Here is a 13,289-nt window from a genome sequence, read left to right as displayed (position 1 = left end):
GGTCCTATTCGATATAGGTATTGAGCTTCATCCCGGCATTCAGGAACCGCAGCGGGTCGACCGCCTGGTTGTTGCGGCGCACCTCGTAGTGCAGGTGCGGGCCGGTGGAGCGACCGGTGGAGCCGGAGAGCGCGATCAGGTCGCCTTCCTTGACCTTCACGCCCTTCTTGACCAGAATTTTCGACAGATGCCCGTAGCGGGTCGAGATGCCGTTGCCGTGATCGATCTCGACGAGATTGCCATAGCCATTGGCCGGACCGGCATAGATGACGGTGCCATCGCCGGTCGTGTGGACCTCGGTGCCCGGCGCTTCACGGAAATCGATACCGGGATGCATGGCGAGCTTGCCGAAGAAGGGATCGATGCGATTGCCGAACAGCGAGGTGATCTGGCGTCCGGGCGCCGGATTGGCGAAGGGCAGTTTGCGGGCGAAAGTCTTAACGCGTTCGAGCTGGTCGAGTGCCAGGTCGAGGCTGGAAAGAGAGTTCTCGAATTCATCGGCGGTTTCCGGCGCGACATAGGGGCCGCCGACGGCGCTGTCGTCGTCTGGTTGAGCGGCGGCCAGGTCCTTGGCGTCAGGCACCTTGAAGCCGGTGTTCTGCAGGATTTCCTCAATATTCTGGGTGCGCTCGGAGGCGTTGGCGGTCAGCGTCTGGATATGTGAGAGCTGCTTTTGCTCGATATCCTTCAGCGAATAGGTGACTTTGGTGAAGAGTTTGTCAGCATGGTCGGCGACATCGCCATTGTCGTCGGCAAAGGCGAGCGCGCGGGTCTTCATGCCGCCATTGTCGGGTGTGTGGCTGGCCAGGAGACTCTTGAACGACTCGAGCGGGCTCGCCTCGCTATGCTCGCTGTCCATGTCGGTATCCGTGGCGGATTTGCTGGTATCGGGGGTGCCGATGTCTAGGCCCGAATCCTCGGCCCGCTGCAGCACGTCGCCCATCTTGCCCTGCCGTGAGGTCAGCGCCATCTGCTGTTCGAGCAGCTTTTCCACCTTGTCCTCGACCACCTGCTGGTCGAGCAACTGCCGCGAAGTGATGCGGTCGACCTGGGCGCGCAGGGCGGCGATGCGGTCCTCGTAATCGTGCTGCATGCGCGCCTGGCGCGCCATGGAGGCACCAATCAGGTCGTCGCGCAGGACGAGATAGGCGGTGGCGCTCAGATAGACGATGGTGAAGATGCCGAAGGCAGAGACGCCGAGGGCGGCCATCCAGGGGCGGACGGTCATATGCCGGACCTTGTCGCCGCTGGCAAGAATCAGAAGGTGGTTTTCCTTCTTCTTGCCGAACACCCTGTTCTGCCCGTCTGACACTTGCACACCCTCCGCGCCATCATTGCGAAACTACGGAGCGGATCTGCATTTCCGCTTGCGAATGATTACAGACCATTAAGGTTAACAAACGGTTTAATATCTGATTTTGCTTGCATAAATTCAAGCATTCGAGACTGATGAGAGCGCCCGGTAGAAGCCCGGCGTGAGACCGGCTTCGGCACGGGCGAGGTCGTTGAACGGCGCCTTCAGCCCGCCGCGGAAATTGGCCCGTACCAAAGCCTGGAAGGCGGCTGCCGGGTCCTTCCTCTCGCGGGCGCAAAGGAATCGAAACCATTTGGCCCCGACGGCGACATGACCCTTCTCGTCGGCGTAGATGACATCGAAGATCGCCGCACTCGCTTCGTCGCCGAGTTCGCGCAGATTGTCGCGCATCGAGGGCGTCACATCGAGGCCTCGGGCTTCGAGGATAAGCGGCACGACCGCGAGGCGCGCGGTCAGGTCGTTGCGGGTGTGGTGCGCGGCTTCCCAAAGGCCGTCATGGGCGGGCAGGTTGCCATAATCCGCGTCGAGCTCGCGCAGGCGCTGCCGTACCATGCCAAAGTGCTTCGCCTCCTCGAAGGCCACCTGCATCCAGCCGTCGAAGAACGAGCGCGGCACCGGCTGGTCGGCGAAGCGAGCAACGATGTCGAGCGCCAGGTCGACGGCGTTAAGTTCGATATGGCAGATGGCGTGCAAAAGCGCGATGCGGCCGGACTTGGTGTGCAGCGAGCGCTTCTTCGTCTTGCCGGGCGAGATCAGTTCCGGTCTTTCCGGCCGACCGGGCCGGAGCGGCGGCTCGGGGTCGAGCGGTGAGCGCAGCGACAGCACGCGTTCGTTCCAGAGCCGATGCGTCTCGCGCGTCAGCGCCACCTTGCGGTCGAGATCGGCGACGGAGATCGCCGCGATCGCGCCGGCGCGCAGGGTGGTTACGGTCAATTCGGCTGTCATCTCAATCGCTTATCGGTTCCGGTTGGCACATTGATTCATTTCAGGCGAGCGTCTTGGCGGCCGCAAGCACTTCCTCGGCATGGGCCTTGACCTTCACCTTATGCCAGACCGCGGCGATCCTGCCGTCCCGGCCGATCAGATAAGTGGTGCGCTCGACGCCCATATATTTGCGGCCATACATCTGCTTTTCCACCCAGAGGCCGTAGGTCTCGATCACCTTGCGATCCTCGTCGGCGGCGAGGATGATGCGCAGGTCGTATTTTCTACAGAAATTGTCATGCTTGCGGGCACTGTCTGGCGAAATGCCGACGATGATCGCATCCGCCGCCTCGAATTCCGCTGCGAGCGCAGAGAAATCCTGGGCTTCGAGCGTACAGGCCTCGGTATTGTCCTTGGGATAAAAATAGAGCACCACTTTTTTGCCAGAAAGTCCGGTAAGGGAGACCGCCCCGCCGCCATTGGTCGGCAGGTTGAAATCGGGGGCTTGATCGGTAACGGCCAGTTCGGTCATGTTGCGTTCAGGTACTTTCTGCACGTATGGATCGGCCGACGGGAATCAGTTTCGGCCATGAAAATCGCATCCTTATAGGGTAGGTTGCGGTAAACGAAAAAGGCACCGCTTCTTGAAACATGTCCGCGGCGAAAAAGTCGTCTTCGACAAGGGTGACTATCGTCATCTCGACGCGATGCCGTCGGCATGGCACGAGAATGCGAAAGTGCTCGGCGTGCCGCGTGGCCCGGGCTGGACGCGGCGTTGCATCAAGGGCGTGCTCATCCTGGTGATGCTGGTGGTCATTGCCATCGGCTCCCTGTTCATCGCACTGGAGCAGGGATATCTCGACTCGACCCTGACCGCGCGGGCCGAAGCCTCGCTCTCTGCGGCACTGGGTGAGGATTTCAAGCCTCAGGTCGGCGCCGTGCGGCTGAGGTTTTCCGACAATTGGTTGCTGGCCGTTGCCGCCGTCGACGTCAAGATCACGCATGTGAAGACGGGAATCGTGGCGCTGAAGACCGATTCGATCGCCGCCGTGCTCGATCCGATGCCACTTTTGAGTGGGCGCATGGAACTTGCGCGGCTCGAAATCGGCCGCGCCGAGGGTGACCTGCGCTTCCTGCCGCGGCGGCCGATCGACTGGGCTTCCATGCGGATCGACCGCATTCCCGGCCTGCTCGCCGAACTTTATCCCGGTCTCGACAAAGGCGTCGAAGCGCTACGCAACGCCCGGACGGAGGAGATCGTCGCCAAGAACGTATCCCTCACGCTCCCTGAGCCGACGAAACTCGGTGACCGGATCGATCTCGGCGATTTCGTTTTTTCGCATCTGGCGCGCGGCAGCTATCAGCTGACGACCTCGATCCGCTACGGCAAACTCACGCCGAAACTGTCCGTCGCACTCGACACCGCTGACGGCAAGGTGCAGGCCGTCAACGCGGACCTCTCCGGCCTCGACTCCGCGCCGTTGCTGCTGAAATATGACAAGACCACGGGCCTGCCCCGCCAAGGGATCAATGCGCCGCTGACTGTCCTGTTGAGCGCCAGCCGCGATCGCGAACTGGCGCTGAGGCTTTCGGCCGGCGAGGGCATGTTCTATTCCGACGGCGACGATCAGCCGCTGAAATCTCTCAATCTGCTGCTCTCCTATGATTTCAAGGGTAGCAAGATCGAGCTGACGGATGGATTGATCGACATGGGCGAAGCGGTGATGCCGCTGGAAGGTTCGGCTGTCGATCTCGACAAGGTGACGCCGGGCAAGCCGCCGGGTTTCGCGCTGTCGCTCAATGTCAATGATGGCGTATCGGATGTTCCGGCCGCACATGAAAAGCCGGAACATTTCAATTTCAGCGCCCAAGGTTACGTCCTGCCGCTTACGGCCGATCTCTTCCTTGATGCGATGAGCCTGTCGACCGATTCCGGCACGCTGTCCGGCTCTGCGCATACGCAGTTCGTGCCGCCGACGCCGGCACTGGCGATCAAGGCGCATTCCGACACGATCTCGGTGGCCAGCGTCAAGCAGCTCTGGCCCTATTGGATCGCCAAGAAACAGCGTGCCTGGGTTCTCGACAATCTGACGAACGGAACCGTCAAGAATGCCGAGATCGACATCAACCTGGCGGCGGGCCGTATCCCCGATCACCCCGGGCCGTTGATTTTCCAAAAGGGCGAATTGCGCATCGGCTTCGATGCGGAGGACACCTCGATCCGGTTTTCCAACACCATGCCGGCGTCGCGCAAGACGGATGGACATTTCCTGATTGAGGATCGGGACGTCAAAATCGACGTCAAGGATGGCGAGATCGCTCTGCCATCCGGCAAGGTCGTCAAAGGCGGCGGCGGCATTTTCGAGATCGCAGATACGGCTCAAAAGCCGTTGATGGCGACGCTTGGCAACCTGATCGTTTCCGGCAACGCTTCGGCGCTTGCCGAGCTATCCGCCTATAAGCCCATCGACGCGATGTCGCGCATGCCCTTTGCCGCCAAGGATATTTCCGGAACGGCCGAGGCCAATCTCAACGTCACCTTCGGTCTGGAGAAGGAGCAGAGGCCGCCGCCGCCGGCGTTCGACGTCACCGTCGATCTCAACAAGGTCGGCCTGCTCAAGACGATCGAGAATCGCAAGGTGACCAATGTCGATGCGACGTTGACGGTCGATCCGCAATCTGCGGTGCTGAAGGGCAAGGCCGAAATCAACGGCATAGGCGTCGACGTGTCGATGACCGAGCCTGTCGTAAAGGACAGCGATGTCGTGCGGCAGTGGCTGATCGAGGGCAATGTCAGCCGCGATGAGATCGCCAAGGTGGCTCCCTCGCTTGCATCTTACGTGTCCGGCGATGTGGGCGTGCGGATGGAAAAGGCCGGTGATGAAGGCCAGAAGGCAAAGATAGACCTGACGTCGGCCAGCCTGTCGATCCCGATCATCGGTTGGCGCAAGGGGCCGGGAATACCGGCGACCGCGGAGTTCACGCTGATCGAGCGTGACGGGCAGACCGATATCCGTGATCTTGAGTTCAATGGCGACGGTTTTGGCGCCAAGGGCAGTTTGACGGTGGACAAACGCGGCCTGGTGTCAGCGAAATTCTCTCGGGTGAAGCTTGCCAATTCCGACAGCTTTGCACTCAACCTGACGCGTAAATCCGGCGGGCTGTCGATCGAAGTCAGCGGGCAGTCGATCGATCTCAGGCCATTTCTCGACAAGATAAAATCGCCGGATTCGGCGACATCCACCTCGACCGACAGTGATTCGAAGACGACGACCACGATCGTCGCCACCATCGGCAAGGCAACCGGCTACAACCAGGAGAGCCTGTCGTCAGTCATCCTCAAGCTCTCGACTGCCAAAGGCAAGGTGCAGACGCTGAACTTCAGCGGCGTCACCCGATCCGGACAGGCCGTGGTCGTCAAACGCGACGAGTCCGCCGGTTCGATCGATATTACTGCGGGCGATGCCGGCGCGGTGGCGCGTTTCACGGATTTGTACCACAACATGGATGGCGGGTTGCTCAATCTCAGCCTGCGCCGTAGCAGCGCCACCTCCTGGCAGGGTTCGATCGATATTCATAATTTCGAGCTCATCAACGAGCAGCGGCTGAAGTCGATCGTGTCGGCACGGACCGGCTCCGACGGCCGCAGCCTTTCGGATGCGGTGAACACCGATATCGATACGAGCACGCAGAAATTTCGCCGCGGTTTTGCCCGCGTCCTGCTGGACGGCAAGATCGTCAAGGTCGACAATGGCATCGTCCGCGGCGATCAGGTCGGCGCCACTTTCCAGGGCACGGTCCGCGATGCAAGGGGACGCACCGACATGACCGGCACCTTCATGCCTGCCTATGGGCTCAACAGCCTGTTCGGCCAATTGCCGCTGATCGGCAATATCCTCGGCAATGGCCGCGACCGGGGACTGCTCGGCATCACCTTCAAGCTCGAAGGGCCGTTCGACCATCCGAAGCTGACGGTCAACCCGTTGTCGCTGATCGCGCCGGGGGTGTTTCGCAATATCTTCGAGTTTCAGTGACGGGTAGGTCTCTCCACCCGCCAAGCAGCTTACGCTGCTTTCACCAGCACATGCTTCTTCTTGCCGAGCGACAGCTTGATCACCTGGTCGGCGGTAAGATCGCCGCTGCCGATCACACGCTTCTCGTCGCTGACCGGCTGATCGTTGATCCGCACCGCGCCGCCCTGGACATGCCGGCGGGCTTCACCGTTCGACGCAGCCAGGCCGGCCTTGACGAACAGCGCCAGCAGGCCGATGCCGGCATCGAGTTCGCTGGCAGCCACTTCCACCGTCGGCAGGTTGCTGTCGAGCGCGCCTTCCTCGAACACTTTGCGTGCCGTCTCGGCAGCCTGTTCGGCCGCGGCGCGGCCATGCAGCATCGCCGTGACTTCGGTGGCGAGGATCTTCTTCACCTCGTTGAGCTCCGAGCCGCCGAGCGCCGAAAGCCTGATGATTTCATCCATCGGCAGCGACGTGTAGAGCTTTAGGAAGCGGCTGACATCGGCGTCTTCGGTGTTGCGCCAGTATTGCCAGAAGTCATAGGCCGAGAGCATGTCCGGGTTCAGCCAGATGGCACCGGTCGCCGACTTGCCCATCTTGGCGCCGGAAGACGTGGTCAGCAGCGGCGAGGTCAGCGCGAAGAGCTGCTTCGTCCCCATGCGGTGGCCGAGATCGATGCCGTTGACGATGTTGCCCCACTGATCCGAGCCACCCATCTGCAGACGGCAATCGTAGCGCTTGGCGAGTTCGACGAAATCGTAGGCCTGCAGGATCATGTAGTTGAATTCGAGGAAGCTGAGCGACTGCTCCCGATCGAGCCGCGTCTTGACGCTGTCGAAGGACAGCATGCGGTTGACCGAGAAGTAGCGGCCGACATCGCGCAGGAATTCGAGGTAATTGAGCGAACGCAGCCAGTCGGCATTGTTGATCATCAATGCGTCCTTGGCGCCTTCGCCATAGGCGAGGTAATTGGCAAAGACACGCTTGATCGAGGCGATGTTGCCCTCGATCGTGTCGACGGTCATCAGCTGCCGGGCTTCCTCCTTGAAAGAGGGGTCGCCAACCATGCCGGTGCCGCCACCCATTAGCGAGATCGGCCGGTGGCCGGTCTTCTGCAGCCAATGCAGCATCATGATCTGGATCAGCGAGCCGGCATGCAGCGAGGGTGCTGTCGGATCAAATCCGATATAGGCAGTCACCGTCTCCTTGCTCAGAGCTTCGTCAAGACCGGTCTCGTCGGAGATCTGATGGATAAAGCCGCGTTCGGAGAGCGTGTGCAGGAATTCGGATTTGAACTGGGACATGAGGATGGCCTTCGGATAATTTGACGGCGCCTTTAGCAAAGTTTTTCGCTATATGCATCCCTCTCAATGACCAATGTTTGGAATGAGATCGATCAATGGCAGACTTGAAGACCGCGATCGGGCTGATGAGCGGCACGTCGATGGACGGCATCGACGTTGCGCTGTTGAAGACGGATGGGGAGGGCAGGGTAGAGCGCGGGGCGTCGCTCGGCGTCGCCTACCCGCCGGAATTTCGCGAGGCGCTGGCTGAAACGCTCGAAACCGCAAAAGCAATCGAGCAGCGCGACCAGCGGTCGGGGAACATGGCGGACGTCGAGCGCGAGCTGACGCTACGGCATGCCGCAGCGGTAAAGGATTTTCTCGCCAGGGAGAAGCTTGGCTATCAGGATGTCGATCTTATCGGCTTTCACGGCCAGACGGTGCTGCACCGGCCGCATCAGGCGCTGACGGTGCAGATTGGCGATGGGCCGCTGCTTGCGCGTGAAACCGGCATTCCCGTCATCTACGACATGCGCGCCAACGACATGGCCCATGGCGGGCAGGGCGCACCGCTGGTGCCGGCCTATCATGCGGCGCTGGCGGCGGGGATTGCCGAATTTGCCGGGCGTCCGGCAATGTTCGTCAATATCGGCGGGATTTCCAATCTCACCTATATCGGTTCCGATGGTTGCATCGTCGCTTACGATTCTGGTCCGGGCAATACGCTGATCGACCAATGGGTGGAGGCCCAGGCTGGACTGGCGTTCGATGAGGGAGGCGCAATTGCTTCGCGTGGGAGGATGGTCACGGCAATGGCCGACCGTTACCTGGCGCATCCGTTCTTCACGTCGAATATGCGTATCTCGCTAGATCGCAACGATTTCCGGCCGCCTCAGCCGGACGAGGCCAGTCTCGAAGACGGCGCCCGGACATTGGCGCATGTGACGGCGGGGGCGATCGTCAAGTCGATGCGACACCTGCCAGAACCGCCGAAACTGATTGTCGTCTGCGGCGGCGGACGACTGAATGCTGCGATCATGGCTGATCTCGATCAACTCGCCAAGGGCGCAAAGGTCGTTCCGGCTGAGGCGCTCGACTTCAACGGCGACAGTATGGAAGCGGAAGCCTGGGCCTATCTGGCTGTTCGCGCAGTGAAAGGCCTGCCGCTGACCTTCCCCGGCACGACCGGTGTAGCCGAGCCAGTGAGCGGCGGCGTGCTGGCGAAGCCGGTGATCGTCGAAACGGAGCGGCTGCAACTCGTTCCCTGGCAGAAAGGCGATGCGCCGCTGATCCACCGCCTGCACGATACGCTGGAAACAGGACGCTTTGTCGGCGAAGGCCTGCCATGGACCTTGCCTTATGCAGAATACCGCATGGAGGGTTGGCTGGCCGATTTTGAACGGCAAGGCATGACCAAGCTCAAGCTGATCCACAAGAACGACGGCAGGTTCATGGGCCGGGCCGGCTTCTCGTTCTTTGCCGAGAGCGGTTGTTTCGAACTGGGCTATTCGATCCAGCGCGAGGAATGGGGCAAGGGCTATGCGACGGAAATCGCGACGGCCTTGGCGAAATGGTTCTTCGCCAATCGGCCCGAACGGCGTTTCGTCGCTTTCGCCTATGCGGAGAATACCGCGTCAATTCGCGTGCTGGAGAGGATCGGGATGAGCGATCAGGGCATAAAGCCCTTGCACGGCAAGCCAGCGCGGTTTTTTGAGTTGGTGGTGGAATAGGCGGAGCTAGCGGCGGAGAAATTCAAGCGCTGCCTCGACTTCGCCTTCGCCCTGTCATGCGATTTCGAGGAAAGCCTGCCGCGCTTCGAATTCTTTCACGGCACTGGCAGTCATTTCGCTCAGAAGCGTTTCGACCGTCACGCCCTTGTCTTCAGCGATCCTATCGATCTGCTCGTGGACTTCATCAGGGATATTAAAGGTTACGGCGTTCATCGGCTGAGTCCCTCGAGAAACTCTCTCGGCTCGGCGATCTCCGAGAGTTCCGGCGATCAGGTCCGACCCAGCACCGCGGCCGATACAAGCGCTAACGAAAACGTTCGTATCGACTACGATTCTCACCCAGCAACTATCTGATCCGCTTCGCCGCCGGCTCCGGCACCAGTTCGCCCGCCATCCGGCGGTCGAGATAGTCACCGCATTCGTCGATCAGCATTTCCATCTGGCCGGAGAAGAAGTGGTTGGCGTCCGGAACCACTTTGTGGGTGATCAGGATGCCCTTTTGCTGCTTGAGCTTGTCGACCAGGCCGGCGACATCCTTCTCGGGCGCCACCTTGTCGGAATCGCCGTTGATGATCAGGCCGGAGGACGGGCAGGGGGCGAGGAAGGAGAAGTCGTAGACATTCGGCTGCGGTGCCACCGAGATGAAGCCTTCGATTTCCGGCCGGCGCATCAGGAGCTGCATGCCGATCCAGGAGCCGAAGGAATAGCCCGCCACCCAACAGCTCTTGGAATCAGGATGCAGGCTCTGCACCCAGTCGAGCGCCGAGGCGGCGTCGGAGAGTTCGCCGGCGCCATGGTCGAATTCGCCCTGGCTGCGGCCAATCGAGCGGAAATTGAAGCGCAGCGTGGTGAAGCCGCGCTTCTGGAACATGTAGAACATCTGATAGACGATCTGATTGTTCATCGTTCCGCCAAATTGCGGATGCGGATGAAGAATGATCGCGATCGGGGCGCTTTTCTGTTTGGACGGCTGATAGCGGCCCTCCAGGCGTCCGGCGGGACCATTGAAGATGACTTCAGGCATTCTCACTCCAGGTGTTGAAAGTTCCAAAAACGGCTCGCAAGAGCCATTCCAGTCTTGACGAAACCAGTCAGCTTTTCTATGAGCTAGTTTAGAACCATTCGAAATTTTGGGCATCGCCCTATTCGTTGGAACGCTTCATAGGACAGGCGAGACCGAAATTTCAAGAAAAATGCGATTCGCCAACGGCGATCTCGCGATGGACGCTGTTTTAGCATGGTCGATAGGCGCATTTACATGGACTGGAATGCCACGGCGCCGCTTCTCGAAGAAGCGCGCGAGGCATTTCTGCGTGTAGCGCTGATGGAGGGCAATCCGTCCTCCGTGCATCGCGAGGGCCGGGCTGTCCGCGCGGAGATCGAAGCGGCGCGGCGAACGATTGCGACTGCGCTCAATACCAAGCCGGCGCATGTCACCTTCACCAGTGGCGCCACCGAGGCCGCCAATCTGGCGCTGACGCCGGATTACAGGATGGGCCGCGCAGTGCTGCCCATCGGGCGGCTCTATGTTTCGGCTATCGAGCACAAGGCTTTCTTCGAGGGCGGCAGGTTTGGCGCCGCACAGATGTCTGTCTATCCTGTCGGTGCCGATGGCGTCGCAGATCTGGCTGCGCTGGAAGCGATGCTGGCTGCGCATGACAAGGCAGAGGGCCTGCCGCTGGTCGCGCTGATGCTAGCGAACAATGAAACCGGTGTCATCCAGCCGGTGCGCGAAGCGGCGGCGCTGGTGCATGCTCAAGGCGGCATCCTGATCGTCGATGCGGTACAGGCTTTCGGCCGGCTGCCGGTCGATATCGAAGCGCTGGAAGCCGATTTTTTGGTCGTCTCGTCACATAAGATCGGCGGGCCGAAAGGGGCCGGTGCCTTGATCTCGCGCGGCGAGACGTTGATGCCGGTGCCGCTGATCCGCGGTGGAGGGCAAGAGAAGGGCCATCGCTCGGGCACGGAAAATGCAGCGGCGATCGCCGGGTTCGGCGTTGCGGCTGAGATCGCGGCGTCTGGCATTGGCATACGTTCGGCGGCAACAGCCGCCTTGCGCGACAGGATGGAGGCCGAGATGCTGGCGATCGTGCCGAAGACGGTGATCCATGGCCGTTGGTCCGGGCGGTTGCCGAATACCACTTTCTTCTCTGTGGAAGGCCTGAAATCCGAGACCGGCCAAATCGCCTTCGATCTCGAAGGTGTGGCGCTGTCTGCCGGTTCGGCCTGTTCGTCTGGGAAGGTGGGCGAAAGCCATGTGCTGAAGGGCATGGGCCTCGATCCGCGCATGGGAGCTTTGCGCATTTCCATCGGGCCTTCGACCACGGAAACGGATATGGAACGCACGATCGCGGCATTCCGTCGCATTACAGGCCGTATTGCCAAGGCGCATGCGGCATGAATTCTGGCGGCTGGGTAACTTCCGTCGGCTTGCCGGGATAACAATCCCGGCCGGGTAACACTATATAGGCAGCAAACGCATTGCACGACTGCAAGCAACGAAGCTGTCAGACAACAAGCCGCCGGCCTTGACCCGGCGAGATTGGAGATCGACATGGCTGCGGTCCAGGAGACCATAGACCAGGTTCGCGCGATTGACGTGGACCAATACAAATACGGGTTCGAGACAGAGATCGAATCCGACAAGCTGGCGCCCGGCCTCAACGAGGACGTCATCCGGCTGATTTCCGCCAAGAAGAACGAGCCCGATTGGATGCTCGAATGGCGACTCGACGCCTATCGCCGCTGGCTGACCATGGAAGAGCCGAGCTGGGCGCGCGTCGACTATCCGAAGATCGATTTCAACGCGATCAGCTACTATTCGGCGCCCAAGAGCGCATCGGGTCCGAAGTCGCTCGACGAGGTCGATCCGGAACTGCTCAAGACCTATGAGAAGCTCGGCATTCCGCTGAAGGAACAGGAAATCCTGGCGGGGGTCACGTCTTCCAGGATCGCCGTCGATGCGGTGTTCGACTCCGTCTCGGTGGTCACGACGTTCAAGGATGAGCTGAAGAAGGCCGGTGTGATCTTCATGTCGATCTCGGAAGCCTTGCGCGAGCATCCGGATCTGGTGCGTAAATATCTCGGTTCGGTCGTGCCGGTCACCGACAATTTCTATGCGACACTGAATACGGCCGTGTTTACCGACGGCTCGTTCGTCTACGTGCCGAAGGGCGTGCGCTGCCCGATGGAACTCTCCACCTATTTCCGCATCAACGAGAAGAATACCGGGCAGTTCGAGCGGACGCTGATCATCGCCGAGGAGGGCGCCTATGTGTCCTATCTCGAAGGCTGCACGGCGCCGCAGCGTGACGAGAACCAGCTGCATGCGGCGGTGGTCGAGCTGATCGCGCTCGATGATGCCGAGATCAAATATTCGACGGTACAGAACTGGTATCCGGGCGACAAGAACGGCAAGGGTGGCATCTACAATTTCGTCACCAAGCGTGGCGATTGCCGCGGCAAGAATTCCAAGATCTCCTGGACCCAGGTCGAAACCGGTTCGGCGATCACCTGGAAATATCCGTCATGCATCCTGCGTGGCGATGGTTCTCGCGGCGAGTTCTATTCGATCGCTGTGTCGAATGGCTATCAGCAGGTCGACAGCGGCACCAAGATGCTGCATCTCGGCAAGAACACGTCGAGCCGCATCATCTCCAAGGGCATTTCGGCCGGTCGGTCGAACAATACCTATCGCGGCCAGGTGTCGGTGCATCGCCGGGCGGAGAATGCGCGTAATTTCACCCAGTGCGATTCATTGCTGATCGGCGACAAATGCGGCGCGCATACGGTTCCCTATATCGAAGCGAAGAATGCCTCGGCACAGTTAGAGCATGAAGCGACGACGTCCAAGGTTTCCGAAGACCATCTCTTCTACTGCATGCAGCGCGGCATTCCCGAGGAGGCAGCGCTGGCGCTGATCGTCAACGGCTTCGTCCGCGATGTCATCCAGCAGCTCCCGATGGAATTTGCGGTGGAAGCGCAGAAGCTTATCGGCATTTCGCTGGAAGGCAGCGTCGGCTAG

At 60.5% G+C, this 13,289-nt stretch carries 10 protein-coding genes and 1 pseudogene; 5 read left to right on the top strand and 6 right to left on the bottom strand.

From position 1 onward, the window contains the following. Positions 1–4 precede the first annotated feature (4 nt). The 3 genes from AC1D06_RS19880 to AC1D06_RS19870 form a co-directional block, all read right to left on the bottom strand. Positions 5–1,312, bottom strand: a complete 1,308-nt coding sequence (locus AC1D06_RS19880; RefSeq protein ID WP_477987576.1) for a M23 family metallopeptidase — start codon at positions 1,310–1,312, stop codon at positions 5–7. Between the two features lie 120 nt (positions 1,313–1,432). After that, positions 1,433–2,260, bottom strand: coding sequence for a ferritin-like domain-containing protein (locus AC1D06_RS19875; RefSeq protein ID WP_477987575.1), 828 nt, complete (start codon positions 2,258–2,260; stop codon positions 1,433–1,435). A 40-nt stretch (positions 2,261–2,300) separates the two neighbouring features. Then, positions 2,301–2,771 carry a peroxiredoxin gene (locus tag AC1D06_RS19870; RefSeq protein ID WP_477987598.1) on the bottom strand — a complete coding sequence of 157 codons (471 nt, stop codon included), beginning with the start codon at positions 2,769–2,771 and terminating at the stop codon, positions 2,301–2,303. Positions 2,772–2,883: 112 nt separating this feature from the next. Between AC1D06_RS19870 and AC1D06_RS19865 the strand changes: the two genes are divergently transcribed. Continuing rightward, complete coding sequence (locus AC1D06_RS19865; RefSeq protein WP_477987574.1) at positions 2,884–6,273, top strand: YhdP family protein; 3,390 nt, start codon at positions 2,884–2,886, stop codon at positions 6,271–6,273. A 29-nt stretch (positions 6,274–6,302) separates the two neighbouring features. Here the strand turns inward: AC1D06_RS19865 and tyrS are convergent, their stop codons facing one another. After that, positions 6,303–7,556 carry a tyrosine--tRNA ligase gene (gene tyrS, locus AC1D06_RS19860; RefSeq protein WP_477987573.1) on the bottom strand — a complete coding sequence of 418 codons (1,254 nt, stop codon included), beginning with the start codon at positions 7,554–7,556 and terminating at the stop codon, positions 6,303–6,305. A 95-nt stretch (positions 7,557–7,651) separates the two neighbouring features. Here tyrS and AC1D06_RS19855 point away from each other — a divergent pair. Next, positions 7,652–8,758 (top strand): annotated as a pseudogene (locus AC1D06_RS19855) (anhydro-N-acetylmuramic acid kinase); the annotation flags it as partial. Then, entirely contained in the window at positions 8,738–9,265 is a 528-nt protein-coding gene (locus tag AC1D06_RS19850) for a GNAT family N-acetyltransferase (RefSeq protein ID WP_477876740.1), read from the top strand. The pseudogene AC1D06_RS19855 and the gene AC1D06_RS19850, both read left to right, overlap by 21 nt. Positions 9,266–9,319: 54 nt before the next feature. Here the strand turns inward: AC1D06_RS19850 and AC1D06_RS19845 are convergent, their stop codons facing one another. Together AC1D06_RS19845 and AC1D06_RS19840 are read right to left on the bottom strand one after the other, a co-directional pair. Further along, a complete protein-coding gene (locus AC1D06_RS19845; protein WP_477876666.1) occupies positions 9,320–9,478 on the bottom strand; it encodes a hypothetical protein in 159 nt (52 codons plus the stop codon). A gap of 133 nt (positions 9,479–9,611) precedes the next feature. Next, positions 9,612–10,289 (bottom strand): alpha/beta hydrolase, encoded by a 678-nt coding sequence (locus AC1D06_RS19840; protein ID WP_477876665.1) that lies wholly within the window; start codon positions 10,287–10,289, stop codon positions 9,612–9,614. A gap of 213 nt (positions 10,290–10,502) precedes the next feature. Between AC1D06_RS19840 and AC1D06_RS19835 the strand changes: the two genes are divergently transcribed. Continuing rightward, positions 10,503–11,666, top strand: a complete 1,164-nt coding sequence (locus AC1D06_RS19835) for a cysteine desulfurase family protein (protein ID WP_477987572.1) — start codon at positions 10,503–10,505, stop codon at positions 11,664–11,666. Between the two features lie 153 nt (positions 11,667–11,819). Next, positions 11,820–13,289: a Fe-S cluster assembly protein SufB gene (sufB, locus tag AC1D06_RS19830; protein ID WP_477876663.1), complete on the top strand. Its 1,470-nt coding sequence runs from the start codon at positions 11,820–11,822 to the stop codon at positions 13,287–13,289.

Source organism: Rhizobium sp. P2_G2 (genome assembly GCF_056403555.1).
The sequence above is the reverse complement of the archived record's forward strand: the minus strand, read 5'-3'. Positions and strand labels throughout refer to the sequence as shown.